Origin of the sequence: Iningainema tapete BLCC-T55 (genome assembly GCF_014698965.1) — a bacterium.
Lineage (GTDB): Bacteria > Cyanobacteriota > Cyanobacteriia > Cyanobacteriales > Nostocaceae > Iningainema > Iningainema tapete.
Genome location: NZ_JACXAE010000046.1, coordinates 42,870 through 69,226, shown reverse-complemented (window position 1 = coordinate 69,226; position 26,357 = coordinate 42,870). Strand labels below are relative to the sequence as shown.

The 26,357-nt window shown below is 41.8% G+C and carries 27 protein-coding genes and 1 pseudogene; 12 read left to right on the top strand and 16 right to left on the bottom strand.

Annotated elements, in window-relative coordinates; all coding sequences use genetic code 11:
- Window positions 1-21: 21 nt before the first annotated feature.
- The 12 genes and pseudogenes from ICL16_RS12390 to trmD all read right to left on the bottom strand — a co-directional run bounded on the left by ICL16_RS12390 (window position 22) and on the right by trmD (window position 9,893).
- Window positions 22-261, bottom strand: coding sequence for a hypothetical protein (locus ICL16_RS12390; RefSeq protein WP_190828068.1), 240 nt, complete (start codon window positions 259-261; stop codon window positions 22-24).
- Between the two features lie 50 nt (window positions 262-311).
- Window positions 312-1,088, bottom strand: a complete 777-nt coding sequence (gene larB, locus ICL16_RS12385; protein ID WP_190827935.1) for a nickel pincer cofactor biosynthesis protein LarB — start codon at window positions 1,086-1,088, stop codon at window positions 312-314.
- 18 nt (window positions 1,089-1,106) lie between these two features.
- Entirely contained in the window at window positions 1,107-2,921 is a 1,815-nt protein-coding gene (locus tag ICL16_RS12380) for an ABC transporter substrate-binding protein (protein ID WP_190827928.1), read from the bottom strand.
- A 121-nt stretch (window positions 2,922-3,042) separates the two neighbouring features.
- Window positions 3,043-3,546 (bottom strand): annotated as a pseudogene (locus ICL16_RS12375) (DUF4351 domain-containing protein); the annotation flags it as partial.
- A 133-nt stretch (window positions 3,547-3,679) separates the two neighbouring features.
- Window positions 3,680-5,464 (bottom strand): ABC transporter substrate-binding protein, encoded by a 1,785-nt coding sequence (locus ICL16_RS12370; protein ID WP_190827926.1) that lies wholly within the window; start codon window positions 5,462-5,464, stop codon window positions 3,680-3,682.
- 91 nt (window positions 5,465-5,555) lie between these two features.
- A complete protein-coding gene (locus ICL16_RS12365; RefSeq protein ID WP_190827924.1) occupies window positions 5,556-6,158 on the bottom strand; it encodes a PIN domain-containing protein in 603 nt (200 codons plus the stop codon).
- A 13-nt stretch (window positions 6,159-6,171) separates the two neighbouring features.
- Entirely contained in the window at window positions 6,172-6,681 is a 510-nt protein-coding gene (locus tag ICL16_RS12360; protein WP_202895509.1) for a hypothetical protein, read from the bottom strand.
- 274 nt (window positions 6,682-6,955) lie between these two features.
- A complete protein-coding gene (locus tag ICL16_RS12355) occupies window positions 6,956-7,459 on the bottom strand; it encodes a hypothetical protein (protein ID WP_238360742.1) in 504 nt (167 codons plus the stop codon).
- Window positions 7,460-7,470: 11 nt separating this feature from the next.
- Window positions 7,471-8,082, bottom strand: coding sequence for a PIN domain-containing protein (locus tag ICL16_RS12350; RefSeq protein ID WP_190827922.1), 612 nt, complete (start codon window positions 8,080-8,082; stop codon window positions 7,471-7,473).
- A 5-nt stretch (window positions 8,083-8,087) separates the two neighbouring features.
- Window positions 8,088-8,612 carry a hypothetical protein gene (locus ICL16_RS12345; protein ID WP_190827920.1) on the bottom strand — a complete coding sequence of 175 codons (525 nt, stop codon included), beginning with the start codon at window positions 8,610-8,612 and terminating at the stop codon, window positions 8,088-8,090.
- A 68-nt stretch (window positions 8,613-8,680) separates the two neighbouring features.
- Window positions 8,681-9,160 (bottom strand): 2-C-methyl-D-erythritol 2,4-cyclodiphosphate synthase, encoded by a 480-nt coding sequence (ispF, locus tag ICL16_RS12340; protein WP_190827918.1) that lies wholly within the window; start codon window positions 9,158-9,160, stop codon window positions 8,681-8,683.
- Between the two features lie 58 nt (window positions 9,161-9,218).
- Entirely contained in the window at window positions 9,219-9,893 is a 675-nt protein-coding gene (gene trmD, locus ICL16_RS12335; RefSeq protein ID WP_190827915.1) for a tRNA (guanosine(37)-N1)-methyltransferase TrmD, read from the bottom strand.
- A 315-nt stretch (window positions 9,894-10,208) separates the two neighbouring features.
- Here trmD and ICL16_RS12330 point away from each other — a divergent pair, with 315 nt between their 5' ends.
- Both ICL16_RS12330 and cphA read left to right on the top strand, forming a co-directional pair.
- Complete coding sequence (locus ICL16_RS12330; RefSeq protein WP_190827913.1) at window positions 10,209-11,069, top strand: cyanophycinase; 861 nt, start codon at window positions 10,209-10,211, stop codon at window positions 11,067-11,069.
- Between the two features lie 173 nt (window positions 11,070-11,242).
- Entirely contained in the window at window positions 11,243-13,945 is a 2,703-nt protein-coding gene (gene cphA, locus ICL16_RS12325) for a cyanophycin synthetase (protein ID WP_190827911.1), read from the top strand.
- 40 nt (window positions 13,946-13,985) lie between these two features.
- On the opposite strand, the gene tatA is transcribed toward cphA, so the two are convergent.
- Window positions 13,986-14,153 (bottom strand): twin-arginine translocase TatA/TatE family subunit, encoded by a 168-nt coding sequence (gene tatA / locus ICL16_RS12320; protein WP_190827909.1) that lies wholly within the window; start codon window positions 14,151-14,153, stop codon window positions 13,986-13,988.
- 71 nt (window positions 14,154-14,224) lie between these two features.
- Window positions 14,225-15,619, bottom strand: coding sequence for a serine/threonine protein kinase (locus ICL16_RS12315; protein ID WP_190827906.1), 1,395 nt, complete (start codon window positions 15,617-15,619; stop codon window positions 14,225-14,227).
- A 94-nt stretch (window positions 15,620-15,713) separates the two neighbouring features.
- On the opposite strand from ICL16_RS12315, the gene cbiT reads away from it, so the two are divergent.
- The 4 genes from cbiT to dps all read left to right on the top strand — a co-directional run bounded on the left by cbiT (window position 15,714) and on the right by dps (window position 19,462).
- Entirely contained in the window at window positions 15,714-16,316 is a 603-nt protein-coding gene (cbiT, locus tag ICL16_RS12310; protein WP_190827904.1) for a precorrin-6Y C5,15-methyltransferase subunit CbiT, read from the top strand.
- Between the two features lie 92 nt (window positions 16,317-16,408).
- Window positions 16,409-17,302, top strand: a complete 894-nt coding sequence (locus ICL16_RS12305) for a phosphatidate cytidylyltransferase (RefSeq protein WP_190827902.1) — start codon at window positions 16,409-16,411, stop codon at window positions 17,300-17,302.
- 352 nt (window positions 17,303-17,654) lie between these two features.
- Window positions 17,655-18,551: a helix-turn-helix transcriptional regulator gene (locus ICL16_RS12300; RefSeq protein ID WP_238360741.1), complete on the top strand. Its 897-nt coding sequence runs from the start codon at window positions 17,655-17,657 to the stop codon at window positions 18,549-18,551.
- A 362-nt stretch (window positions 18,552-18,913) separates the two neighbouring features.
- Complete coding sequence (gene dps / locus ICL16_RS12295; RefSeq protein ID WP_190827900.1) at window positions 18,914-19,462, top strand: DNA starvation/stationary phase protection protein Dps; 549 nt, start codon at window positions 18,914-18,916, stop codon at window positions 19,460-19,462.
- Window positions 19,463-19,572: 110 nt separating this feature from the next.
- On the opposite strand, the gene ICL16_RS12290 is transcribed toward dps, so the two are convergent.
- Entirely contained in the window at window positions 19,573-20,271 is a 699-nt protein-coding gene (locus tag ICL16_RS12290) for an LmeA family phospholipid-binding protein (protein ID WP_190827898.1), read from the bottom strand.
- Window positions 20,272-20,417: 146 nt separating this feature from the next.
- Here ICL16_RS12290 and ICL16_RS12285 point away from each other — a divergent pair, with 146 nt between their 5' ends.
- Window positions 20,418-21,197 carry a pseudouridine synthase gene (locus tag ICL16_RS12285; RefSeq protein ID WP_190827896.1) on the top strand — a complete coding sequence of 260 codons (780 nt, stop codon included), beginning with the start codon at window positions 20,418-20,420 and terminating at the stop codon, window positions 21,195-21,197.
- Window positions 21,198-21,205: 8 nt separating this feature from the next.
- Window positions 21,206-22,000 carry a helix-turn-helix domain-containing protein gene (locus ICL16_RS12280; protein WP_190827894.1) on the top strand — a complete coding sequence of 265 codons (795 nt, stop codon included), beginning with the start codon at window positions 21,206-21,208 and terminating at the stop codon, window positions 21,998-22,000.
- Between the two features lie 37 nt (window positions 22,001-22,037).
- Here ICL16_RS12280 and malQ read toward each other — a convergent pair whose 3' ends face one another.
- The gene (malQ, locus tag ICL16_RS12275; protein ID WP_190827892.1) at window positions 22,038-23,546 is read right to left on the bottom strand and encodes a 4-alpha-glucanotransferase; all 1,509 of its coding nucleotides are present in this window, start codon (window positions 23,544-23,546) and stop codon (window positions 22,038-22,040) included.
- Between the two features lie 60 nt (window positions 23,547-23,606).
- Here malQ and ICL16_RS12270 point away from each other — a divergent pair, with 60 nt between their 5' ends.
- The 4 genes from ICL16_RS12270 to ICL16_RS12255 all read left to right on the top strand — a co-directional run bounded on the left by ICL16_RS12270 (window position 23,607) and on the right by ICL16_RS12255 (window position 26,353).
- Window positions 23,607-24,038, top strand: coding sequence for an NUDIX domain-containing protein (locus ICL16_RS12270; protein ID WP_190827890.1), 432 nt, complete (start codon window positions 23,607-23,609; stop codon window positions 24,036-24,038).
- Window positions 24,039-24,041: 3 nt separating this feature from the next.
- Window positions 24,042-24,461, top strand: a complete 420-nt coding sequence (locus ICL16_RS12265) for a RidA family protein (protein WP_420485272.1) — start codon at window positions 24,042-24,044, stop codon at window positions 24,459-24,461.
- A 195-nt stretch (window positions 24,462-24,656) separates the two neighbouring features.
- Window positions 24,657-25,619, top strand: coding sequence for a phosphate/phosphite/phosphonate ABC transporter substrate-binding protein (locus ICL16_RS12260; protein ID WP_190827888.1), 963 nt, complete (start codon window positions 24,657-24,659; stop codon window positions 25,617-25,619).
- Window positions 25,619-26,353: a phosphonate ABC transporter ATP-binding protein gene (locus ICL16_RS12255; protein WP_190827886.1), complete on the top strand. Its 735-nt coding sequence runs from the start codon at window positions 25,619-25,621 to the stop codon at window positions 26,351-26,353. The genes ICL16_RS12260 and ICL16_RS12255 overlap by 1 nt, the downstream gene beginning before the upstream one ends.
- Window positions 26,354-26,357: the final 4 nt, after the last annotated feature.

The window sequence follows — 26,357 nt, the reverse complement described above, 5'->3', positions numbered from 1 at the left end:
CCCCGGCGGAGCGTCTCTACGTTAACCGTAACTTGTCAGATTCCGAATCATATAACCAATACATAATCCAATCAAGAGCGCCCAAACTTGACCTGTTTGTACAAAGTGGTTGAAGGCTTTTTGCATCTGACCGATAATGTTAGGATCGGTAATCTGTTGAGCTACTACCGTCGCATTAGCACCAAGCACAAAATTAGATGATGTAAGAATTGTCAACAAGAAGCTGACGATAAATGCAGCCAGCATAACCCAAAGTTTCATTTTTAACTTCTCGATCGCATGACATCACCGTGATAACCTGAAAATTCCGCTCATGCCATCCGCAATTTCGCGGCTGTGCGCAGAATTTGCCCCGCCAACACTGCTGCACCAAAACCATTATCGATATTCACAACCCCCACACCAGCAGCACAAGAGTTGAGCATTGTCAAGAGGGGTGCTAACCCTCCAAAACTTGCGCCATAACCAATGCTGGTAGGAACGGCAATCACGGGACAATCAGCCAAACCCGCAACTACGCTAGGTAAAGCACCTTCCATTCCCGCGACAACAATCAACACCGATGCTGATTCAATCACATGGCGGTTGTTAAGCAAGCGGTGAATTCCTGCCACGCCCACATCCCACAAACGTTGGACGCGGAAACCAGAAAGTTCTGCAACCACAGCCGCTTCTTCAGCTACGGGTAAATCAGCAGTACCAGCAGAAAGAATGCCAATGCTACCAGGATATTGTGGTTCGATTGTCGGGGGAGCGATCGCACAAATTCGTGCTACCTCGTAATAGCTTAAACCTTCAACTTTCGGTTGTAGAGCAGCATAAACTGCTGGTTCTATGCGTGTTGCCATTACCACAGAATTACGCTGGCGCATCACTGCAATAATTTGCGCAATTTGATCCGGAGTTTTACCAGGGCCCCAAATTACTTCTGGGAATCCAGTTCTCAACTGACGATGATGATCGATCTTAGCAAACTCCCCTACAGGTTCATAAGCTAAATGTTTAATTTTGTCAAGGGCTGCCTCGGTCGATATTTCACCCCGAGCTACAGCTTCTAGTAAATGAGGAAGAGATTCAGTTTGAGTCACAGCGATGCATCTGATGGCTTAATCTTCTACAATTTTAAGTTCTGGAATGTTCCATAAACCCCAACTAGGCAAACCAGAATATTTTAATCCTTGAACGCGATCGCGCACAGCCATTAAAGCTTGGTCATTAACCAAGTGAATCACAGGTAACTGCTCTTGCACAATCTGCTGAAATTTTCCATAAATTGCTTTACGCTTATTTTCATCAACTTCTTGAGTGCCTGCAGTAAACAGACGATCAATTTCTTGCTCCCATTCGCTAGCTTCCCATCCTGTAATTGGTGGTTGTCCTGGTTGAGGGGCGAGATTAAAAGTGTGAGAACCACCCCGACTCGTCCACAAATTTGCGCCGCTATGAGGTTCAATCCCGCCTGTAAAGCCAATCAAATGACAATCCCAATCGCGTGTAGTTGAAGTTTTGTCAACCAGAACACCGAAATTAATCGCGTTAAAATCAACTTTAATACCAATTTTACCCAAATCTTCTTGAATTTGCGCTCCCATGCCTTCGCGGACTTTATTACCAGCATTAGTTAGCAAAGTAAAGCGAACGCGGTTTCCTTCATTATCCAAGAGTTGTCCACGGCTATCATATTTAAATCCTGCTTTTAACAGTAATTCCTTGGACTTATTGGGGACATAATTATAAACCTTTAATCCCTCTTTTTGATAATAAGGACTTTGTACAGAAATTGGAGAATTTTGCACTACACCAATACCGCGAAAAATATTGGTAAGTATTCGTTCCCGGTTAATAGCATAAGCGACTGCTTGTCTAAAAGCTAAATTATTAAACCAGCGAGACTTAATGGGATCGACAATCGGTTGATTCTTATCATTCCTAGCTTTATTTAAATTAAAAGTAATATAAGTAGTTCCCGACCAAGGACCACCATTGTATACTTTGAAATTCCCGCGCTTTTCTTCTCGTTTTAATAAAGAAAAATACTCTGGACGTAGCGGACGTGCATCTCCCATCACATCCAAATCTGTAGAGCGAAACTTGAGTAATTGTGTATCTGTATTTTCAACAAATTCCCAAATAATTCGCTCAATATAAGGTAGTTGATTACCTTGATCATCTTTTCGCCAGTAGTAAGGATTACGACGAAAAATTAGGCGTTGCCCTGCTATATAACTCTCAATTTTATATGCTCCATTAACAATAATTTTTGCGGGGTCTGTATCTGTTGCCCAAGTAGAAACAAATAGAGGATTTCCTTGGGAATCAAGAGATTTTAGCGATTCACCTAAAATATGTTGTGGTAAAATAGAAATACCATCAGGCATAGCTATAGTTGGCAAAAACGGAGCAAAACGCTCTGGTAAAATAAACTCTACACGTCTCTCATCAAGTTTATTCACTTGAGGAAAAGCTCCCTTCACACCAATTTTCAAACCATCTTTAAAATCTGTGGGAACTTTTTTGTTAAAAATCACATCCCTAAAGGTGAAAACAACATCATCGGCTGTAAGTGGTTCACCATCAGACCATTGTAGGCGATCGCGCAAAGTAAAAACAATTCGTTTTTTATCAACAGAAAACTGCCATGACTCAGCCAAAGCTGGCTCAATCGCACCCGTTACCCCGTTTTCTCTAACTAACCCGTCAAAAGCAAACAGAAAAATATTGGGAAATTCTTGGTTAAAAGTGGGATTAAAGGTTTTTGGATCTTGGAGGGTGGATAGCACTATTTGAGAGACTGATGCTGCTTCAGTTTTTAACTTTGCTGGGTTGCAACTAGTAAAAACAAGCTGACAACTCAACACAAAAGTTAACGTCCACACAACCGAAAGCCAACGACTGCGAAAATGGAAGAGAGCGGAAAACATGGGACTGAAATACTATACTTCTTGCAAAAATTTGGACTTTATTAATAGAACCACAGATGAACACAGATATTTCATCGGTGTTCATTTGTGTCTATCTGTGGTTCAATTGAAGAATAAATTGCTACTCTGGTTGATTGGCGTCTAACCAGTTCAGCAAATCCTCAAGCTTTGTAAAGTCTAACAACGCCTCGCCAAGTGCCTCTAACTGATTTAAGGATAGGGTTTGGATGCTTTGTCGCACTTGTTGTGGTAATTCTCCCACCCGTTTTTGTAATAGCCTTTGAACGAGTTCTTGTTTTCCACGCTCGTAGCCAATGCGTTCGCCTGTGGTAATATAGCTCATACTACGCTCCTGCTCGAATTGTTTGAACTCTTGCCAAAACTGTACTTCCAATGCTTTTGGTAAGATCATAACCCAATCAATAAATCGATAAAGGTTACGAATATCCTGTTGTTGAAAGCCTAATTCGTAAAGTCGGCGAATCAAGCTAAACTTCCAGGTTTTGCGTTGTTGAGGTTTTTTACTTGTCTGTTGTGTTTTTAAATGTGCCATTACTACAGTGGCAAAAGGATTATCTGCGGCTTCTAATTCTGTCCAACGGTTTTCGTAATCCAACAGCTTGAGTTTATTATTTATGACATTTTGTCAAGACATAATTTGATTAAGGTTTGCTGGTGATTGCTGCGATCGCAAAAGAGTATTTTTGAGTCTCCTAGTTGTCCATTAGGAGACTTTCTTGATGATATGGAATAATCTTTTACTGCTCAGTTAGTTTGACTTCATAAATGTTCCAGAATGCACCGCCAAGAGCAGAATATTTGATTTTCTCAAAGCGATCGCGTACTGCTGACATGGAATAGGGAGCAACCATGTGAATAAATGGTAAATATTCTTGAGTAATCCGCTGAGTTTCGGCATAAATTAATTTGCGCTTTGCTTTATCTAACTCCCGTGCGCCTTGAATGTAAAGTTTACCGATTTGGGCTTCCCAAGGAGCCACTTCCCTACCTTCTATCGGCTTTTGTCCTGCTTGGGGTTTCTGATTAAACATGTGCAATCCGCCTTCAGGATTCCAGACGTTAGCTCCACCATTAGGTTCTAAACCGCCACCCAAACCCATCAAACCAGCTTCCCAATCTAAAGTGTTAGAAAGCCTATCAGTGTAAGTACTCCATGCTAATGGGGTGAAATCTACTTGAATGCCAATGTTACCTAAATCTTGTTTAACCTGTGCTCCCATTGCCTCGCGGATTCTATTACCTGAATTGGTAAACAAAGTGAAGCGAACACGGTTTCCTTCCGCATCTACTAGCTGATTTCTATCGTTGTATTTAAATCCTGCTTTCAGTAGCAGTTCCTTGGCTTTTTGTTGATTGTAATCGTAGACTTTTAGCCCTTCTTTGGGGGAAAGGTAATAAGGGCTTTGCACAGCAATTGGTGAATTTTGCGCTGTTCCTAAGCCACGAAAAATGTTATTAAGTATGGTTTGGCGGTCAATGGCATAGGCTACAGCTTGCCTAAATTCCACAGTATTAAACCAACGCGATTTGATTGGATCAACTAGCGGCCTTCCGTTTCTTTTACCTTTATTTAAATTGAACATCAGAAACGTTCTGTTAGCTGTGGGACCACCGTTGTAAATTTTGAAATTACCTTGCTCTTCTTGCTTCTTGAGCAAAGAAAAGTATTCCGGCGTTACCGCTTCAGCATCCAAACTTCCGGAACGAAATTGCAGCAATGAAGTTTCTGTATTTTCGACAATTTGCCAAACAATTCGTTCAATATAAGGTTGGGATTCGCCTTGAGGTCCTTTACGCCAGTAGTAAGGGTTGCGCCGGAAGATTACACGCTGACTAGTGTTGTAACGCTCTATTTTATATGCACCATTAACAATAATTTGCTCAGGAGGAGTATCGACACCCCACTTACTCAAAAACAAGGGCTTCCCTTCTGAGTCTTTTGTTGTGATGGATTCTTTTAAAGTATGAGCCGGAAAAATTGGCAATCCGGTGACTTCCAAAAATGGGGCAAAAGGTTCTGGAGTTGTAAATTCAACCCGACGCTCATCGAGTTTTCTCACACTCGGTAGCTTTCGACTTTCACCAATCCGCAAAACGTCTCTGGCATCAGTAGGAATGGCTTCATTGAGGTATATATCATTATAAGTAAATACTACATCATCTACTGTTAGTGGCTGCCCGTCAGACCATTTCAAATTTGGACGTAAGGTGAAAACAATTTTTAACTTATCATTAGAAATTTGCCAAGATTCTGCTAAAGCTGGCTCATCTTTACCTGTGATTGGGTTTTGGGTGGTTAACCCTTCGGTAATTAAGCCAAAGACATTCGGCGACTCTTGGCTGAGGGCGGAGTTAAAGGTTTTGGGATCGCTGAGAATGGTTTGTACCATTTGCGGTACTTGAGCAGCTTTGGCTTTAAACTGACTGGGGTTGCAGCCGTTGAGAGCGATCACGATCCAAAACGCTAGTAATGCAAAAATCCAACTCCGGTGTAAAATTTTGGGAGAAATACCAAATTTCATAAATCCTAATGTGACGCTTATCACTTAATTATTTGAATATTTTACGATTTTCAGTTCGTCGATGTGACCTACCCCCGCAGAGGTGAAGCAATTAACGTGATTGAGATTGTAACCAACCGATAAAGTTTTTGGTCTTACTGAAGTACTCTACGTTAACATTTGTTAATATTTCTGTGACTTCTGGTTGACCGAACTCTTTGGAATTACTACTTAGAAATACCTTTACTTCATGAGGATATGAGCGTGCATGGTAGATTATGCACTCTAAAATTAATTTATCTATAGTGTGTTTTGTTAGTATATTTCTAGCTAAGCTTTCCTGAAGAATATCTGGATTTAATGTAATCATTTCTGCTTTACTAGTAAGTTGGTTAAAAGCTGTTGCAAATTGCTGTTTAATGTCATTTATTCTGTCAAGCAAGCTAACTTTTGATTGCTTCAAAATATTAACTATTAATTTTGCATTTTGGTCAGATTGAACTCGCCCTGCCTCATTTATTTGAATGTCTAACCTGCGGATAAAATCTTGGTTATATTTTTCTTCTTGATCTAATGTTGTCAGAGCTTCTACAAAACAAATACTGGGTATTACTAGGCGCACTGATGAAGGCGTATTTCGTAGTAAATTTTCTGCTTGCGGATCTTGCCCTTTAGCAATACCCATTAAAAAATTAGTCTCAACGTATAGTATCACCGTCAATCATTTCCTAAGGTTCAGTATAACCGCCTTCTAGTTGCTGCAACAAACCGATTTGTGACATTTCTCTTGATGCTGGTGGGTTTGTTAACTTCCAGTGATAACAACAATCACTTATCCAAGCCTCTATCAGTCCTGTGAGGTAAAGACTATATATCTTTTTGTTACGGAATTCTGGTTCGTAATGACTCAGCACATCAGCAGTATTAAGGCAAATGATTGGTTCTGACAAATTGTTACCATCCCATTGAAAAATCAAAATATTTTCCAGATCAACAAGCATCGCATAGGGAATCTTATCATTTGCAGCTTGCAAGAAATTAATAAGTCGCAAAGTAGCATGTTTTTTGGCTTTTGGTTCTTGAAAATTAAATGGAAAACCTTGAACTTTAGCTAGGAGAACAACTTGCTCATCTTTGTCTACTGCCACAACTTCAGGTCGATCTACATCTTCTAAGTCTTGAGCTTGTATATCTCTAATTTCCCACCAAGTTAGGGTTTGTTTGTTACTATTAACCATTGTTTTCTCTCCTTATTTATCAAGATTATTTCATTCATCTAAGCACAAAGCTTGTCTAGCTAATATATCAAGTCGGTTTTCCTAGTATTTATTACTTAATTATAGTCTTTTTTAACAGACTTATGCTATTAGCCCGTAAATTAATTTACGGGCTGTATATATATATAATGACTAGCTCTAATATTTTTTAGTAAATATAGCTGAAGAGCGAATCTTGCCCTTTAGCAATGCCCATCAAAAAATTAGTTTCTACGTAAAGTATCACCACTTTTACCTAAAACTTGGTTGTTCCCTCGGATAATAGCTGTAACAAACCAATTTCTGCTATCTCTTTTGTAAAAGGCGGTACTTCCGACTTCCAATGATAAGCTAAGTCACGCAACCAAGCTTCTGTCAACGTTCTAAGATAAAGTCTATATATCTGTTTGCTACTGAATTTTGGTTCGTAATGACTCAACACATCAGCAGTATTAAGGCACAGAATTGGTTCGGACAAATTTTTGCCATCCCATTGAAAAATCAGAATTTTTTCCACATCAACAAGCATCGCATAAGGAATCAAAGCTTTTGCTGCTTGCAAAAAATCAATAAGTCGTAATCTAGCATAATACTTGGCTTTGTCTTCTTTAAAATTGAAGGGAAAACCTTTGACTTCAGCAATGAGAATCACTTGCTCATCTTTGTCTAATGCTACAAAATCAGGACGATCTATATCTTCTAAATTTGTTGCTTGCATTGCTCTATCCCACCAAGTTATATTTTTGCTGCTATTAACCATTTATTTTCATCCTAATTTATAATTGGGTTGTTATTAACTAACCAAGCTAGGAATGCTTGTGTACTAGCAAAATAATGATTTATCCCAACCTCTTGTAAAGCACTTTGCACTTCTCGCTTGCCAAAGTCGTTGGTATTTCCACTCAAAAACACCTTTACTTCTGTAGGATGTAAGCTAGCATGGTTTAGGATGCAGTTCGAAATCAAATTATCTGTTAAATCAGCCGTGATATTTTGCTGCAAGCTTGCCTGAACCATATCGGCATTTAAGCCAATCATCTCAGCTTTTGTTGCCAGATGGTTGAGAGTTTCTAAGAGCAGTTTCTCAACCTCCTTAAGTAATCGCTCATTTTCATCACGAACCTGTTGTAAGTGGGAAAAAAGAGATTGAGCGTACTGTGAAGTCAGATTTCTCTGTGCATCATTAATTCTAATGTCCACTTCATTTTGAAAACGGAGGCGAGACTTCCGGTCGGCTTCCAATACCGACAAAGCTTCCATGTAGCAAATGCTGGGTATTGCTATATGAACTGATTCTGGTGTATTTAACAACAAGATATTAGCTTGAGAATCGCGTCCTGTAGCAATACTCATCAGGAAGTTAGTTTCAACGTACAATATCATGCAAATTAAAAATCATCAAGACGCGGGTAATAATATCTCAAAACAATGTATTTTAATTTACTATTAATCCTTATTTCTACTTCAGGTTGAACTGAACCATCTTTAAGTAGTGGTAACAAACCGATAGCTGCTATCTGTTCTTCTGCTGGTGGTTTTTCTAGCTTCCAGTGATGGCCTAAGTCACTCAACCACGATTGTGAACGAGAGCCAAGGAAGCGGTTAGATATCCATTGATCGGGTAGTTTAAGACCATAAGGAGTAAGTACATCAACGGTATTCAGGACACAAGCTGGTTCTGATAAATTAGGGCTGTCCCATTTGAAAATTTGAATTTTTTCTAAGTCAATAAACATGACGAAGGGAATCGCTCCATTACCAGCTTGTAACCAGGATATGACTTCAGATGTGTCTCCTTGTTTTTTTGGAGCAACTTGTGCTTGAACCAACAAAACTATCATTTCATCGCTGTCTAAAATGACAACTTCCGGCTCAATGCGATAGACAGTTTTTTCTAATGCTTGGGTGTTCATAATTTATTCATTAACTTGATGATGATCTGTTACTAGCCCCCCTTAAAAAGGGGGGTTGGGGGGTTCATTTATTCTTTCAATAGCAAAACAACGGCGTAAGCACAAATTCCTTCTTCTTGTCCGACGGGACCTAATTTTTCGTTAGTAGTAGCTTTGATACCAATTTGATTTGGTTGTAATTGCAAAACACTTGCTAATTTTGAGCGCATGTTCTCGATATGCGGTTTCAGTTTTGGACGTTCTGCTACTACTACTGAGTCAATATTATTTATTTGCCAACCTTGCTCGTGAATTAGTTGGTGTACTTTATTAAGTAGCATTAAACTATCTGCTCCTGCCCATTGGGGATCTGAGGGAGGAAAATAATGTCCGATATCGCCCAGGGATAGTGCGCCCAGCATGGCATCCATAATCGCGTGGGTAAGAACGTCAGCGTCACTGTGTCCTAACAAGCCCAAGGAGTGGGGAATATTAACTCCACCCAGAATTAATGGGCGATCGCTCACTAGTCTGTGGATATCGTAGCCGTTACCAATGCGGATATTCATAATGATTTAAGATTTTGGATTTTGGTAGAGACGCCCCGCCGGGGCGTCTGTACAGGATTTAGTCAGAAAGCAAATCAGGGCGGCGTTTGCGAGTTCGTTGAATTTGTTGTTCGTAACGCCATTTGGCAATTTCAGCATGATTACCACTGAGCAAAACATCAGGAACTTTTAAACCACGAAACACAGGAGGACGGGTATATTGGGGATAGTCCAACAAACCTTCTTCAAAACTTTCTACTTTGAGGGATTCGGCTTTGCCGACAGTTCCAGGTAGAAGGCGTACTACACCATTAATCAAAGCCATAGCTGGTATTTCTCCGCCAGTCAGAATAAAATCACCTAAAGATACCTCACGGGTAACTAAATGTAGCACCCGCTCATCTACACCTTCATAATGACCACAAATGACTACCAATTGGTCGTAACCCATTGCTAATTCTCTAAGCAAAGGTTGGTTAATTGTTTGTCCTTGAGGACTCATTAAAATCACCTCTCGTCGGGGTAGAATCGGCAGGGACTCCACAGCAGCGAAAATAGGTTCTGGCTTCATCAGCATCCCCACGCCACCGCCGTAGGGTTCATCATCAACTTTCCGGTGCTTATCTGTGGTAAAGTCCCGTGGGTTAACCAAATGCACTTGTGCAATCTGTTTTGCTAGGGCTTTAGCCAGCAACCCAGAACTTAGTACAGAGGTAAAACAGTCAGGAAATAGCGTAACTATATCAAAGCGCACAGTATTTCGTATTGGAGGACACTATTCTTAAATTGGATGGTCTGGAGATACACAAGAGTAATGTAGTTGACAACACACTTAAACTTGATCTCTAGTATCTAAAAGTACCGGAAATCTTATAGATCCTGATTGAGAACGATAGTTTTTCTAATCACTTAATTTATGTTTAAATATTGTCACATCTACCATTTGAATTAAATATTCCGATCAAGTTAACAACTTCGGTGGCTGCACCGATTTGTCCCGATTGAGAAGGCGCTATAGGAAAAATCAGGCATATTTAATTTGCCTGAAGTTGTTGACAGGAGAAACACAATGCAGCAATTACAAGCTAAATCGCTGGAAATGAGGACACCCCAAGCAACTAAAACCGCCGTTCTGGTAATCGGAGGCGCAGAAGACAAGGTTCATGGACGCGAGATCCTGCGGACTTTTTTTGGTCGTGCTGGTGCTAGTGATGCCTATATTACAATAATTCCCTCTGCCTCTCGCGAACCCAGCATCATCGGCGGACGCTACATCCGCATTTTTGAAGAAATGGGTGCGAATAAAGTTGAGCTTTTAGACATTCGCGAACGAGAACAGTGTGAAGCCACGTTTATTCAAGCATCTCTAGAAGCCTGTACTGGGGTATTTTTAACAGGAGGGGACCAATTGCGTCTCTGTGGCGTTCTGTCAGATACACCAGCGATGGATATTATCCGGCAACGGGTAAGGTCTGGGCAACTGACCTTAGCCGGAACGAGTGCAGGGGCAGCAGTAATGGGTCATCATATGATCGCAGGGGGCGGTAGCGGTGAATCACCCAATCGTTCCCTAGTAGATATGGCTACAGGATTGGGATTTATCCCAGAAATAATTGTTGACCAGCACTTTCACAATCGCAATCGCATGGTGCGGCTTTTGAGCGCACTCTCCGCTCATCCAGATCGCATGGGCATTGGTATTGATGAAGATACCTGTGCTATGTTTGAACGCGACGGCTGGTTACAAGTTATGGGCAAAGGCAGTGTCACAATTATTGACCCCACAGAGGTGACCCACACAAATGAGCCACATGTAGGAGCAACTGAACCCCTGACAATACACAATTTACGGCTACATATCCTTAGTCATGGCGATCGCTTTCACCTGTACCAGCGCATTGTTTTACCCGCTGCGTACCGCATCAGCTGACGGATGACTGTAGCTAAGGTTACACTGAATTGACCGCTAGTTTCTTCATGAAACGTAAAAAAAGTCAAAAAAATACAATCTAAGTACAAAAAACTGTTTACCATGAACAGTTTAGCGGTCAAATTCAGTAAGAAACTAGAAATTTGGTTCCGAATCTCCATCTACCTATTCCCATGAGAATCCTCAAGATCCAGACCTTACGCGGCCCCAACTATTGGAGCATTCGACGCCACAAGTTGATCGTCATGCGCCTCGATTTAGAAAACCTTGCCGAGACGCCCTCGAATGAAATCCCTGACTTTTACGAAGGATTAGTTGAGGCACTGCCTAGTCTGGAGGGTCACTATTGCTCCCCTGGCTGTCGTGGTGGTTTTTTAATGCGTGTGCGCGAAGGCACGATGATGGGTCATATTGTGGAACACGTAGCCCTAGAACTACAAGCATTAGCCGGAATGCAAGCAGGCTTTGGTCGTACCCGCGAAACTTCTACACCAGGCGTGTACCAAGTAGTGTTCGAGTATCTAAATGAGGAAGCGGGACGCTACTCCGGCAGAGCAGCGGTGCGTTTGTGCCAAAGTATCGTAGATCGGGGTCGTTATCCCAAGGCAGAATTAGAGCAAGACCTTCAAGACCTCAAAGATTTATGGCGTGATGCCGCCTTAGGGCCTTCTACAGAAGCAATTGTCACTGAAGCAGAAAAAAGAGGTATTCCCTGGATGCCTCTTTCGGCACGCTTTTTGATTCAGCTCGGTTATGGTGCGAATCAAAAGCGAATGCAAGCGACTATGACTGATAATACAGGCATACTAGGAGTTGAACTCGCTTGTGACAAAGAAGCCACAAAACGTATTCTCGCTAGTGCCGGAGTACCAGTACCCAAAGGTACAGTCATTAACTTCCTAGACGATTTGCTGGAAGCGATTGAATATGTAGGCGGTTACCCCATTGTCATCAAACCTCTAGATGGTAATCACGGACGCGGAATCACCATCGACATCAAAACCTGGGAAGAAGCTGAAGCCGCATATGACGCCGCCAGACAAATCTCCCGCTCCATCATTGTCGAGCGATATTACGTTGGGCGCGACCATCGGGTACTAGTGATCGATGGTAAAGTAGTAGCTGTAGCCGAACGTGTGCCAGCACACGTAGTTGGTAATGGCACTTCGACCATCTTTGAACTCATCGAGGAAACTAACCTTGATCCCAATCGTGGTGAAGGACATGATAACATCCTCACCAAAATTGAACTCGACCGTACAAGCTATCAATTACTGGAAAGACAAAACTACAATCTCAACACTGTACTACGGGACGGAGAAATTTGTTATCTCAGAGCAACAGCAAACTTGAGTACAGGGGGCATAGCCGTAGATCGCACCGACGAAATCCATCCAGAAAACATTTGGCTGGCACAACGAATAGTCAAAATTATCGGTTTGGATATTGCCGGAATTGACGTCGTTACCCCAGATATTAGCCGCCCCTTACGAGAAGTAGATGGCGTAATTGTCGAGGTAAACGCCGCACCTGGATTCCGGATGCACATCGCCCCTAGTCAGGGCATCCCCCGTAATGTGGCAGGCGCTGTGATGGATATGCTGTTCACCAACGACTCCGCTAGCCGTATCCCGATCCTGGCTGTCACAGGTACAAACGGCAAAACCACCACTACGCGACTACTAGCACACATTTTCCGGCAAACAGGAAAGGTGATAGGTTATACAACAACAGATGGAACGTATATCGGTGATTACTTAGTAGAACCAGGAGATAACACAGGTCCTCAAAGCGCTCTGCTAATCCTCCAAGACCCAACTGTAGAAGTAGCTGTGCTGGAAAGCGCTCGTGGAGGGATACTCAGATCTGGATTGGCTTTTGAAGCAGCGAATGTAGGTGTAGTATTAAATGTTGCATCTGACCACTTGGGGATCGGTGATATTGATACCATCGAACAATTAAGTAATCTCAAGAGCGTGGTAGCAGAAGCTGTGTTCCCAGATGGCTATGCAGTACTCAATGCTGACGATCACCGCGTTGCGGCAATGGCAGAAAACACTAAAGCTAATATTGCCTACTTTACAATGAACCCAGATTCAGAACTGGTGCGAAATCATATCCAAAAGGGAGGTGTCGCAGCAGTTTATGAAAATAACTATCTGTCAATTCTCAAGGGTGATTGGACACACAGAATTGAACGGGCAGAAAATATACCCCTGACTATGGGTGGACGTGCGCCGTTTATGATCGCCAACGCTTTAGCAGCAACTCTAGCAGCATTTGTCCAAAATGTGACAATTGAACAAATTCGTGCAGGTTTAACTACCTTTCGCGCCTCGGTAAGCCAAACTCCAGGACGGATGAATTTGTTTAATTTGGGTAACTACCATGCTTTGGTAGATTATGCTCATAACCCGGCTTCTTATGAAGCACTAGGGGCATTTGTCCGTAACTGGACAGCAGGTAAGCGTATTGGTGTAGTTGGGGGACCTGGCGATCGCCGCGACCAAGATTTTATCATGTTGGGCAAACTATCTGCGTCGATTTTTGACCAAATCATTATCAAAGAAGATGATGACACACGGGGACGTAACCGGGGTTCAGCAGCCGACTTAATTACCCAAGGGATCAAACAAGTCAACAGTAATTGCAATTACGAAGTCATTCTGAATGAAACACAAGCAATTAACAAAGCCTTGGAGACAGCTCCCGATAACAGTTTAGTAGTGATTCTACCCGAAAGCGTTAGCCGCGCTATCTCTCTGATTAGGGCACGTGGCGTTGTCAAGGAGGAGGTACACCAACAAAATACACCAACTAATATTAATGATGTCCAACCTGGAGTTACCTCTTCTGTCGTCAATACCCTACTGTAGAGACGCGATTAATCGCGTCTCTACTAAAATTTTTGGTTGTTTATTTTTCTTCCGGAATAGAATCGTCATCGGGATTTTTCAATTCCTGCTTAAAACCTTTGAGGGTTTTACCCAGTGCGCTTCCTAGTTCCGGAATTTTTTTTGGTCCAAAAATTAGCACGGCGACGATCATAATTACACCTACTTCTGGCCATCCTAGTCCAAACATACGCTTCTCCTGTAAAAAAACCCTTAATTAAATCATATTAAGCCTCTGCGCGATCGCGAATCACAAATCACTCATTCTCTTGTGATGGGTAAACCTAACCAATTGCCCAATTCATGAGCCAGCCATTCAAGTTCTGGTTCAGAGTAAATCACACCATCAGTACCGCCTAGCTGATACTTATGCACTCCTGCCCATATTACCAGTTGAGATGGAATCTCCACTCTGTTGCCATCACTATCGGTAGTAAATGTTCTGGGATGGTAAACTAACTTTGTGATATTCTGTATTGATGCACTTGCTGCACGATGAAATTTAAATCCCAATACTTCCCAAGTAAAAGTAATTTGCTGCTTATCTAGCCGTAGTCGAGAATGTTTGAACAAAGGAAACAAAACTGAAGATATCATTTGCAAGCCCGCACCCCAAAACGGAAGTGAAAACAAGGCAAAAGGAATGTTCGCAGGAAAAGGTATAGCTATAGCGTTTATTGTCCAGAAACTGATAAATGAGTTCCAGGCAACAGCAAATAAAATTGTGGATATCATTGATGGATGATAGCCAATCGGTGGGATGATAATTTCCCAAACATTCTCATCTTGTGTCAGTTTAATTTTGCTCCCAGTCGGTTTACTAATATATAAAGAATCAGCATTTTTGGAGTGCAGTTTTTCTAACTGGGTCATAGCAAGATGAGCTGAACTAAAACGGCGTTCTAAACTTGGTTCACACATCCGCTTCAACCAATTAGTCAAGGCAGGGGTGAGATTGGTAGCTTGCTCAAATTGAATGCGTAAGTCTTTTTGCGGTAAATCGGCTGGATGAATACCCGTGACTAAATAAATTAATGTTGTGCCTAAGCTATAAAGATCCGTTGCACAAACTGTACGTCCACCAAATTGTTCTGGTGGCATATAACCATATGTTCCTACTACTGTCATTGTTCCGCCTTCTTGTGCTACGACTGTCTGCACTGAGCCAAAATCGATCAAGTAAAGTTCTCCTACACTATTACCAGAGCGATTGCTCAACAAAATATTGCTAGGCTTAATATCGCGGTGAATGACAGGAGGCTTTTGTTCATGTAAGTAAATGAGAATTTCTAAAAGTAATGAAGCTATTTGTTTTACTTCAGCTTCAGTAAAAGTACGACCATTTTTGAGATGATGTTCTAGAGTATTTGCATTTATGTACGTTTGTACTAAAGCAAATCCTTTACTTGAAAGTGAATTCACCTCAAAGTAGTCTAGGTAACCAGGAATAGAAGGATGTGACAAAGATTTCAAAGTTTCTGCTTCACGCTCGAACAGTTTGAGATCATCCCACTCAAAGTCACTGCCAAAAGACAGTAACTTAATTACAACTAATTCGTTAGTGTTTTGATCTTGGGCAAGCAGAGTTCTGCGCCCAGCTTTTTTACCTAACTGTTGCTTAACTTCGTAGCGATCGCCAAATATTTGACCAATCATTAGAACCAAAAGAATGTCAATAAAATTTAAAATGTTTTAACAAATCTATTTTGTTCGACCCACAGCCGATATCTTTACTATAGTTATAAAGATTATGCCTTCCCAACTTTGGCCTTATATTAGTCCTGGTATTCCAGATGAATTATTTGAGCAATTGCCAGGAATTCCGCTGACAAAGCGAGAAATCAGACTATTGTTAATTTCCCACCTTAGGCTCAAACCTAATTCAGTGTTGTGGGACATTGGCGCAGGAACAGGTACAATTCCGGTAGAAGTGGGGTTGTTATGTCCGAGCGCACAAATTATCGCGGTAGAAAGAGATGAAGAAGTAACTAACCTCATTCGGGGAAACTGCGATCGCTTTGAAGTCAAAAATGTCCAAGTTATTGTTGGTAGCGCTCCTGAGTGTTTGCACGATCTCAAGCTTGCTCCCCACTGTGTTTGTATTGAAGGAGGACGCCCAATCCAAGAAATTTTGCAAATAGTATGGCAATATTTGCTACCATCAGGTCGAGTTGTGGCTACGGCTACTAATCTAGAAAGTCTCTATGCTATTTCGCAAAGCTTTGCTCAACTACAAGCCAGAAATGTTGAAGTTGTACAGTCAGCAGTTAACCGTTTGGAAACACGCGGTTTTTCTCAAACCTTTACCGCCGTCAACCCCATTTTTATCCTCAGTGGTGAGAAACTAGATTAAACCTGTTAAATTTTAGGTTTTAGATTTTAGATTTTAGATTGAATCCGAAATCCGAAATCCGAAATCCGAAATCCGAAATCCGAAATTATCATATGCCTTGGTCTAGAATTTTTAGTGGAATTGTGGCGATCGCTCTAGCGTTTGGGGCGACTTTATTAGGGGGTTGGTACTTTACCCTCTTGTTTGCAGTGATTATCTTTCTGGGGCAGAACGAATATTTTAATTTGGTAAGAGCCAAAGGTATGGCTCCTGCTGCCAAAAGCACAGAATTTGTCAGCCAAGTTCTGCTAATTATTTGTACCTTAGATGGTAATTTAGCCGATGCCGTAATGCCACTCGCCGGTACATACATCTGTTTTTACTTACTTTTTCAGCCAAAAATGGCAACAATTGCGGATATTGCTGCCTCTATTTTGGGACTATTTTATACAGGTTATTTACCGAGTTACTGGGTGAGGTTGCGAGCAATAGATAGTACGACTATGGTGAATTTACCCTTAGCAGATTATTTGTCTAAGCCCACAGACTATTTACTCGGACTATACAAGCGTGACTTTTCCTCTCTTCCTCAGGGTTTGACGGCAACACTCCTTACTTTTGGGTGCATTTGGGCGGCTGATATTGGTGCATACTTTGTGGGCAAATACTTCGGCAAAACTCCTTTATCAGAAATTAGCCCCAAAAAAACTGTCGAAGGAGCAGTCTTTGGCGTTGCGGCTAGTTTAGTTGTCGCTGTCGCTGGAGCCTATTACCTGAATTTGCCTAAAACCCCTTTTACTGGTATGGCATTGGGTTTGCTTATTGGTATAGCTAGTATTTTAGGTGATTTGACTGAGTCAATGCTTAAGCGTGATGCCGGAGTAAAAGATTCAGGACAGTTAATTCCTGGTCATGGGGGAATTTTAGACCGTACTGATAGTTATATTTTTACTGCACCTTTGGTTTATTATTTTGTCACACTCATATTGCCACTGCTAGCTGACTGATGACAACTTAATTTTTCTTCAGAAAAATTATCAATAAGTATTAATTCTATAACTCTATATGTTTTATGGTAATAATGTGTTGACAATTGCTCACAGCAGCAATTGGCTTGGTGGATCTAACCTTGGGCTAGGTCCTCTCATTACAAAGAGTACGGCATTATATAGCCTTATATCATAACAAGTTAAGAGATTGTCCGCAAAAGCATGTGTTCCTTCTGTGTTAGGAGCAACACTTGTTCTTGACTTGATTTGCCCAAAAGTTAGGTTGACCGATGATTAAAACCGCTCTGGGCTACAAACAAAGTGCGTTTGTAGCTCAATTGGTAGTACATAGGTCCTAGCGCGAGATAAGATGATGCCATTGAAAAAGTCCCTAGCCATTGATGTGACTAGAGTGGATGTTCGCAAGAGAGTTCTTCATAAACCCCCTTTGTTATCTAGCAATCAAGCGGGGTGGGAGAATCTTGGCTTAGAATATCACGTTCAACCCGCTTACGAAAGTCCTGAACACTACGCCAATCATTACACTCTCGTGATTCGGTTGCGAAATCAGTCGGGATTGGAAAGATGGCTAGGTGAATGTCATAGGAGTGAAAACTGTATAAGAGGTGATATAGCAGTCATTCCTCCCCATGTCATTCATAAAGCTGCTACTAATCAAGAGTCCGAGTTTATTGCTTTGACTTTAGAAGCTGATTTTGTTTCTCAAATTGCTTATGAATCTGTTAATCCAGATGTAGTTGAGATTATACCACATTTTTCTAAACCAGATCCGTTAATTTATCAAATTGGTCTTGCTCTCAAGAGCGCACTACAATCAGGTAGACCAAGCAGCCGCTTATATGCTGATTCTATGGCTACTGCGCTATCGGCTCATCTGTTGCAACATTACTCGGCACCAACACACTTTTGGAAAGAATATTGTGGCGGTTTGCCCAAACATAAGTTACAGCGAGTGATTGAGTACATTATTGATCATTTATCCGATCAAGTGTTGTTGCAGAAAATGGCTAGTGAGGTAGGCATGAGCCAATATCATTTCTCTCGTTTATTCAAACAATCAACCGGACTTTCTCCCTATCAGTATGTGATTCACTGTCGGATTGAACGTGCTAAAATATTGCTTCTTTCCAGTAAACTTAGCATTTCCGAAGTAGCGTCTGTGGTGGGTTTCCCCGATCAAAGCCAATTCACACGACACTTTAAGCGTCTGACAGGGGTAACGCCTAAAGAAGTTCGGAAAAAATAGCAAGAATAATCTAAAACAGCAAGAATCCTCTATACAGCAACAATCAGTGTCTTCTATCTTAAGATAGAGATTTAAAATCCCTATTTTTCTCGGCTAGTGGTATTTTGCCCGTTTCAGATACCCCCCGTTAATCTTTCTGGAGAATACTCATTCGTCCTCCCCCTCCGCCTAAGTTAGGCGGAGATGTTTATTTTCCAGAAAGCTCTTTAATGGGCAAGTGAATGCGTTCTATGCTCTGGTTTGGGCGTTCTACCACTAGATCCTTTTCCTACCTTATGTTCTTTTTAATCCATAGGGATTTTCACAGAATAGGTTCACCTCTAGCTTTTAGCTGGAGGTTTTCGTAGTAATGGAGAAGTTTTATGACTAGTAGTAGCGAGCCTTTCACCACTCGCCCCGATACTACTCTAACTAGTATACCTCCCCAAGTTAGAGTGCAACTTATTGATATCCTGAACCAAACCCTAGCAACATCGGTGGATTTGAAGACTCAAATCAAGCAAGCACAATGGAATGTTAAAGGTAGTCAATCATATCAATTATACGAACTTTTTGATGAAATTGCCGGAGAGCTTAGCGTTTTTATCGATTTACTGGCTGAGCGAATCGTGTCTCTTGGTGGTTTAGCGATGGGAACTGCTCGTACTGCTACCAAACAATCTGTTTTACCTGAGTATCCCTTACATAATACAGAAAGTAAAGATCACATAGCTTCCCTGGCAGAGCGTTTAGCCATTTTTGGCTCTTTGCTTTGGGAAAATATCGATCGCGCTTCTATATTGGGAGATGCGGATACGGCTTATCTTTACGCTGAAGTATCTGTTGTGATTGATAAGCGCATGTGGTTATTAGACGCACTACTTTTGAGTTCACAAGTTGACGTGAATCATCAAATAGCTTGTTATAACTGATCGATTTAATGAAGTACAAAATACCCCACCCGCGCTACCGCGCACCCTCCCCTTTTTAAGGGGAGGGTAGGGAGGGGTGTACTGTAATTGGCGATCGCTATTTGATCCCCTCAAGGATTTATGTTTATTTTGCCACGGCACTCCAACCTTTTTGGTAACAGAGTTAAGTATTCGATATCAACGTCTGATCCCAGGTTGATGTAATGTTGATGGTTTTGGTTCAAACTTATTGTACCGCTTGATGCTTGAATGAGGTTGAGTTGCAACTCACACCCACTCAGTAAGTCTAAACTTACACCTATTTCTACTTCAGTATCGTGTTTACTGGTGGTGGTAGCTGTAAGTACAGCTTGATTTTGAGCTAAATTCACTTTTTGCCAAATAATTGACTTGGATTTTGAACTAAGTTCTGGTAAAAATTTAACAAGTGCATCATTCAACCCAGTTGCTAAGATTTCCGATGCTAGGGAGGCATTTAAGTCTTCCTCTGTTTGGTTCAGTTCCGCAAGCACTGGTACTTTTTCTAACAATCGTAGTGGTTGACCTTTAAGTACTGAACCCATATTGATGCGAATATTTTCTGCAACTAGTTGAATTTTGGTTAAATGGATACCTTGATAAACAGCATTTTGGGCAAAAATACATACCCAGGGAACGCAACCAGACAAAATTTGGCGATCGCTTGCCCTAATTTCCACTTCTAAATGGGATACACTTTCTACTTGCGTTTTGAGCCACAGCTTGAGTGCTTGCGTGAGTAAGTTTGTAACTACACGAATCTTGAGTAAACTTTTATCAGGATGTACCATTTAATTAATCTATCTATGGATATAAGCTCAATCATATCGGAGGTTCTATTGTGAAGTTTTAACCTAGACATTAGTGGCAAATAACCACAAAATGTCAATATATATATTATTTAAATGTTTTTGTTCTACTCATAAGTAAATCCCACATGGAGGCAAGGTTACAAAAAATTCTAGCAAAATTGGGTATAGCATCCCGTCGTCAAGCAGAAGAATTGATCAAACTAAAGCGTGTACGTATCAATGGAGTCGTAGCACATTTAGGTCAAAAAATTGATCCAGATGTAGATGAAATTACTATTGATGGCAAGGCTATAGCGCGACAGCGTCCAAATCTGATATATCTGTTATTGCATAAACCAGCTGGTGTAGTTTCAACTTGTGAAGACCCCCAAAAAAGACCAACAGTCCTAGAGTTATTACCTAAAGAATTAGGTGATGGTCAAGGAATTCATCCAGTAGGTCGTTTAGATGTGGACACAACAGGAGCAATAATACTAACCAACGATGGAGATTTAACATTTGGGCTGACTCATCCGCGTCATAGTATACCTAAGACATACATTGTTTTAGTCCTCGGACATCCACCAGAAGCAATATTAAAAATGTGGCGTCAGGGCGTGATGTTAGACAACAAAAAAACACGACCAGCCCAAGTGAAAGTCCTCCGTAAATTTGCTACTTCTACTTGTCTAGAAGTTGTCTTACTAGAGGGCAGAAACCGTCAAATTCGCCGTGTAGCAGAACAGTTGGGATACCCAGTGATGAAGCTGCATCGTAGCGCGATCGGTCTGATTAAATTACAACTACCACAAGGTGGTAATTTAGCAGAGGGAAAATATCGTCTCTTAGAAGAGAACGAAATTCACTATTTACAAAGGCAATTAAAGCAGATTCCCATTGATGATTCAGCTCTTGTTGAGGAGTGAAAAGGAACATGATATGGCCAGAAACGAAGGGTAAGCATCTGCCGATACCTTCAGTTGCAAACCAGCAAACCGAAAAGTTAGCTGAAATGGGTGCTCAACTTTGGACATCACGTTTGGAACAGGGTCTGTCTTTGGATGAAATGGTAATATTAACCAGGATTCCGCGCCGACTGTTGCAAGCTATAGAAGAAGGAGATTTAGAAGCGTTACCAGAACCAGTATATACTCAAGGTCTAATTCGGCAATTTGCCGACGCATTAGGATATAATGGCGCAGAATTTTCCCGCTCCTTTCCCATCGGGTTAAATCGGGTGACACTAACCCCGGCTTGGAAAAAAGGACCATTTGGTCAGTTAAGGCCCTATCATCTTTACTTACTTTACGTATTTTTGATTTTCTGTTCTGTGAGTAGCTTGTCACAGTTGTTAAACACAACATCATGGCAAGCAAACAGCAGTCCAAGCAAGCAATTACAAACAAATAACCAGGGTAAGCAAAAGACACAAATAAAAATTAACACGCCTAAACCAAATTCGTCTTCACCACTTGATGCTCAACCAGTACAAATCGGTCTAACTTTGAAAGAAAGGTCTTGGATTCGAGTAGTAGCTGATGGCAAAATTCAGTATGAAGGTGAATTACCAGAAGGAACTCACCGCATATGGAAAGCCCATGAACAACTAACGATTAGAGCTGGGAATGCAGGCGGTGTATTAGTAAGTGTTAAAGGGCAGCAAGCCAAGCAAATGGGACAACCAGGAACAGTCAAAGAAATGACTATAGCAGCAAATACCAGATCGTAAAAACGTAGAGACGTTCCGTCGGAACGTCTCTACATGATTATTTCTGTTGGGGCGCACGTCCACAAAGTTGAGTCAGAACCTTGAGGCGATGGCGTATTTCTTGAGTCAAAGCTTGATCTTGATAGCGCCACTCCCAGTTCCCCTCAGCCTTACTGGGAAAGTTCATCCTTGATTGGGTATCTAAGTTAAGAATATCTTGCAACGGGATAATTGCTTGATTTGCCACAGAAGTCAAAGCAAGTCGAATCAAATCCCAGGCAACACCGTCAGAACTAATACAACCTAAATAAAGCATCAAGTTCTGCTTTTCATAATCGGTGGCTTGATTGAACCAACCCAAGGAAGTGTCATTGTCATGAGTGCCAGTGTAAACTATGAAATTACGCTCGAAATTAAAGGGCAAAAACGGATTACCAGCGTCAGCACTAAAAGCGAACTGTAAAATTTTCATCCCCGGAAATTCAAACTTGTCTCGCAGCGCTTCTACCTCGGGAGTAATTTCCCCTAAATCCTCCGCCATAATCGGTAGCTTACCCAACTTTTCTTTAATCACTTCAAACAACCTTTCTCCAGGTGCTTTAATCCACTCACCGTTTATGGCTGTTTGTTCCCCTTTTTTCACAGCCCAGTAAGCTTCAAACCCACGGAAGTGATCGATGCGGATCACATCTACATAATCTAAAATCGCCTCAAAACGCCCCAACCACCACTTAAAGTCTTGTTTTTGCAATTCCTCCCAGTTATAAACTGGATTGCCCCACAATTGACCTGTAGCGCTAAAGTAATCTGGTGGCACTCCAGCCATTAACGCTGCCTCTCCAGTTTGTTCATCCAAACAAAAAATGTCGGGATTTGCCCAGACATCAGCGCTATCGTGAGCAACATAAATGGGAATATCGCCAATAATTTGCACACCGCTCATGTTGGCATAAGTCTTCACTTCAGACCATTGGCGAAAGAATTCAAATTGGATAAACTTATGATAAAAAATTTCCGCATTTAACTGTCGCCGTACCTGTTCAATTGCTTCCGGTTGACGCTTGGCGACTGCTTGATCCCAAGTGTACCAGCTTGTTCCCCCATAGGCATCTTTGAGTGCCATATATAAGGCAAAATCATCTAGCCAGTAGGCTTTGCTGTCACAAAAACCAGCAAATTGCTGTTGCTGTAAGGGTGTAGCGTTAGCTTGAAAATTCTCGCTGGCTTTTTTCAACAGAGGCAATTTAGTTTGCACTACCCACTCGTAATCTACCTTTTCGATGGGAAATTCTGGTAAATTAGCAAAGTCTTCGTCGCTTAGCATTCCCTGATCCCGCAGTTTTTCCGGGCTAATTAGTAGGGGATTTCCCGCCATTGCTGAATATGAAGCATAAGGAGAGTTACCATACCCTGTAGGTCCTAAAGGCAACACTTGCCAGTATTGCTGGTAGGTTTCTCTTAAAAAATCAATGAAGCGATAAGCTTCTAAACCTAAATCCCCAATTCCAAAACGGCTGGGGAATGAGGTGGGATGTAGCAGAATACCACTGGATCTTGGAAAAGGCATAGAGAATCTGGAATATAAAAGAATGCAATTGCAACAAACCGATCGCGGAACAGCACAGTTATGAGTTACCGAAATCCTGCTCCGACAGTTGATATCATCATCGAATTGGTCGATCGTCCTCATCGACCTATAGTGTTAATTGAGCGACATAATCCACCTTTAGGTTGGGCAATTCCTGGTGGTTTTGTAGATTACGGCGAATCGGTGGAGATTGCGGCACGGCGCGAGGCTATGGAGGAGATTGGTTTGGCGGTGGAGTTGGTTGAGCAGTTTTTGGTGTATTCTGATCCCAGTCGCGACCCGCGTCAGCATACCATGAGTGTTGTGTTTTTGGCTACTGCTACGGGTGAGCCGTTGGCGGGAGATGACGCTAAGGGTGTGGGAATTTTTGAGTCTTGGTGTGTTCCTGGTAATTTGTGTTTTGACCATGATAAGATTTTGCGTGATTACTGGCGTTATCGGTTTTATGGGATACGTCCAAGGTTGGGTTAAGGAATGAACCGCGAAGGACGCGAAGAAGGAAATATGAGTAGAAGGGTTGTTTGTACTAAGGGGGCGCCTGCACCTGTGGGTCCTTATAATCAAGCTGTGGTGGCTTCTGGTGAGATGATTTTTGTGGCTGGGCAAATTCCTCTTGATCCTAGTATGGGGGTGATTGTTGGTGAGGGGGATGTGTCTAGGCAGACTGAGCAGGTGATGGTGAATTTGGAGGCTATTCTGAAGGAGGCTGGGGCAAGTTTTCAGAATGTGGTGAAGACTACTGTGTTTTTGACGAATATGAATGATTTTGCGGCGATGAATGCGGTTTATGCTAAGTATTTTTATGAGGATATTGCTCCGGCGCGTGCTTGTGTTCAGGTTTCGCGTTTGCCTAAGGATGTTTTGGTGGAGATTGATTGTATTGCGGTGATTTAATTTTTAGATACGTAGTTGCGCTCAGTGCGATCGCTTGGGTGTTGCCCTAAGCTAGACAGCGCTACTACGTACTTAATGTATTGTATCAAAAATTTTTCTTGACTTTTTCTTGCAAAAAGCTCAATTTTATATAAAAATATTTGTTGATATTAATTAGCAAAATAATTAAAAAAATATCTCAAGGGAGATTGACAAATGCATGTGAGGAAAATGACTTTGCTAAGTGCTGGCGCTGCGTGTATAGCACTTAGCAGTTTGGCTGTCGGCGTTTTTGACCAAATGCAAGCCGTTGCGAAGCCTGATAAACAGGCGCAATTAGTTGCTCAACAACAAAACAGTTTAACAGTAGTTTTTCCTAGTAGATCTGACTCTACGGATTTGCAAACTAAGGCAAATGCTGTGGCAGCTTTTTTGTCAAAGGAAATAGGAATGCCCGTTCAAGCTCAAATCGGTGATGATACTGCTGCTGTGGAAGCTTTGAGAGCAAATCGTGCTGATGTGGCTTTTTTGAGTAGTCGCCCTGCTTTGAAGGCTGAGCAGTTGGCAAATGCTCGTTTGTATCTGGCTGAGGTACGTTCTAATTATTCGGGAAAATATACTTATAATTCGGTGTTTGTTGTTCCTAAGAATAGTCCTCTGCAAACTAGAAATTCGGCTAAAGCTACTTTGGAACAGTTGCGCGGTAAAAAGATGGCTTTTACTTCGCCTACTTCTGGTAGTGGTTTTATTTTCCCAGTGGGTGAGTTGGTAAGGCAGGGATTAGTGCCTTCTCGCGATCGCCTAGAGGGTTTCTTTGGTCAAGTTAGCTATGGTGGTAATTACGCTAAAGCTTTGCAAGCGGTGCTGCGCAATCAAGCGGAGGTAGCTGCTGTATCAGAATATGCTCTGAGTACCCCGTATATTACGGAAGCAGAAAAAAGTCAGTTACGAGTTTTGCACAAGATTTCTGGTGTTCCAGCACACGGTGTTGCTATAGATGATGATGTTCCAGCGCCAATGCGGGAAAAAATTGTCAATGCTTTACTCAAATTGAATCAGAAAGAAAACAACCAATTGCTACGCGATTTGTACAACTCTACGGAATTGGTGAAAGTCGATCACAATCGTCATTTAGCACCAGTGCGTGATGCTTTGAAATTAGCCGGAATTGACCCATAATGAATCAACCTGTCATTGAGTGCCAGAATTTAGAGACTGCATATTCCTCATCGCTGAATCGTCCGATTCTCAATCGGATTAGTTTTCAAGTGCAGCGGGGTGAATTTGTCGTTTTGCTGGGGCTGAATGGTGCAGGTAAGTCTACCCTGTTGCGCTCACTTGTTGGTTTAGTACCGCTGCAACGGGGAGACATTCATATTAATGGTGTGAAATTGTCTCCTCGCACGCTACCGTTAATTCGCCGTGATATGGCGATGTTATTTCAGGGCGGTGGCTTGATTCGTCAGTTATCAGCAATGGAAAATGTGCTGTGTGGGCGTCTGGGTGGGTTAAGTACTTGGCAATCACTGTTTGGGTTTCCTACTAGTGATTATCGTCAAGCTTTGAGTTTGCTAGAACAGTTGGGTTTGAAGGATCTTGCAGGGCAGAAAACTAGTAAACTCAGCGGTGGGCAGCAACAACGGGTGGCGATTGCTCGCGCTTTAATTCAGTCACCACAAATTCTTCTGGCTGATGAGCCGATTACAGGTTTGGATGTGATGGCGTCTAAACAGGTGATGGAAACTTTATCTAGGCTAAACTCCGAGCAAGGGATGACAATTGTTACAGTTTTGCATGATTTGGAAATAGCAGATCAATATGCCCAGCGTGCGATCGTTCTTGATGCTGGATGTGTCGTTTATGACGGTTCTTGTAACAAGGTTGAAGTCTATTTTGCCCAAGGGAATTATTGATGGT

Excerpts from the sequence above, each read along its gene's own strand:
- ICL16_RS12330 (WP_190827913.1), top strand. The coding sequence starts at position 10,209 with ATGCAGCAATTACAAGCTAAATCGCTGGAAATGAGGACACCCCAAGCA.
- ICL16_RS12370 (WP_190827926.1), bottom strand. The coding sequence starts at position 5,464 with ATGAAATTTGGTATTTCTCCCAAAATTTTACACCGGAGTTGGATTTTT.
- dps (WP_190827900.1), top strand. The coding sequence starts at position 18,914 with ATGACTAGTAGTAGCGAGCCTTTCACCACTCGCCCCGATACTACTCTA.
- ICL16_RS12290 (WP_190827898.1), bottom strand. The coding sequence starts at position 20,271 with ATGGTACATCCTGATAAAAGTTTACTCAAGATTCGTGTAGTTACAAAC.
- ICL16_RS12380 (WP_190827928.1), bottom strand. The coding sequence starts at position 2,921 with ATGTTTTCCGCTCTCTTCCATTTTCGCAGTCGTTGGCTTTCGGTTGTG.
- ICL16_RS12270 (WP_190827890.1), top strand. The coding sequence starts at position 23,607 with ATGAGTTACCGAAATCCTGCTCCGACAGTTGATATCATCATCGAATTG.
- ICL16_RS12300 (WP_238360741.1), top strand. The coding sequence starts at position 17,655 with ATGATGCCATTGAAAAAGTCCCTAGCCATTGATGTGACTAGAGTGGAT.
- ICL16_RS12265 (WP_420485272.1), top strand. The coding sequence starts at position 24,042 with ATGAACCGCGAAGGACGCGAAGAAGGAAATATGAGTAGAAGGGTTGTT.
- ICL16_RS12255 (WP_190827886.1), top strand. The coding sequence starts at position 25,619 with ATGAATCAACCTGTCATTGAGTGCCAGAATTTAGAGACTGCATATTCC.
- tatA (WP_190827909.1), bottom strand. The coding sequence starts at position 14,153 with ATGTTTGGACTAGGATGGCCAGAAGTAGGTGTAATTATGATCGTCGCC.
- ICL16_RS12260 (WP_190827888.1), top strand. The coding sequence starts at position 24,657 with ATGCATGTGAGGAAAATGACTTTGCTAAGTGCTGGCGCTGCGTGTATA.
- ICL16_RS12390 (WP_190828068.1), bottom strand. The coding sequence starts at position 261 with ATGAAACTTTGGGTTATGCTGGCTGCATTTATCGTCAGCTTCTTGTTG.
- ICL16_RS12305 (WP_190827902.1), top strand. The coding sequence starts at position 16,409 with ATGCCTTGGTCTAGAATTTTTAGTGGAATTGTGGCGATCGCTCTAGCG.
- ICL16_RS12280 (WP_190827894.1), top strand. The coding sequence starts at position 21,206 with ATGATATGGCCAGAAACGAAGGGTAAGCATCTGCCGATACCTTCAGTT.
- cphA (WP_190827911.1), top strand. The coding sequence starts at position 11,243 with ATGAGAATCCTCAAGATCCAGACCTTACGCGGCCCCAACTATTGGAGC.
- malQ (WP_190827892.1), bottom strand. The coding sequence starts at position 23,546 with ATGCCTTTTCCAAGATCCAGTGGTATTCTGCTACATCCCACCTCATTC.
- ICL16_RS12350 (WP_190827922.1), bottom strand. The coding sequence starts at position 8,082 with ATGATATTGTACGTTGAAACTAACTTCCTGATGAGTATTGCTACAGGA.
- ICL16_RS12360 (WP_202895509.1), bottom strand. The coding sequence starts at position 6,681 with ATGGTTAATAGTAACAAACAAACCCTAACTTGGTGGGAAATTAGAGAT.
- ICL16_RS12355 (WP_238360742.1), bottom strand. The coding sequence starts at position 7,459 with ATGGTTAATAGCAGCAAAAATATAACTTGGTGGGATAGAGCAATGCAA.
- ispF (WP_190827918.1), bottom strand. The coding sequence starts at position 9,160 with ATGAATATCCGCATTGGTAACGGCTACGATATCCACAGACTAGTGAGC.
- ICL16_RS12345 (WP_190827920.1), bottom strand. The coding sequence starts at position 8,612 with ATGAACACCCAAGCATTAGAAAAAACTGTCTATCGCATTGAGCCGGAA.
- ICL16_RS12285 (WP_190827896.1), top strand. The coding sequence starts at position 20,418 with ATGGAGGCAAGGTTACAAAAAATTCTAGCAAAATTGGGTATAGCATCC.
- cbiT (WP_190827904.1), top strand. The coding sequence starts at position 15,714 with ATGCCTTCCCAACTTTGGCCTTATATTAGTCCTGGTATTCCAGATGAA.
- ICL16_RS12315 (WP_190827906.1), bottom strand. The coding sequence starts at position 15,619 with ATGATTGGTCAAATATTTGGCGATCGCTACGAAGTTAAGCAACAGTTA.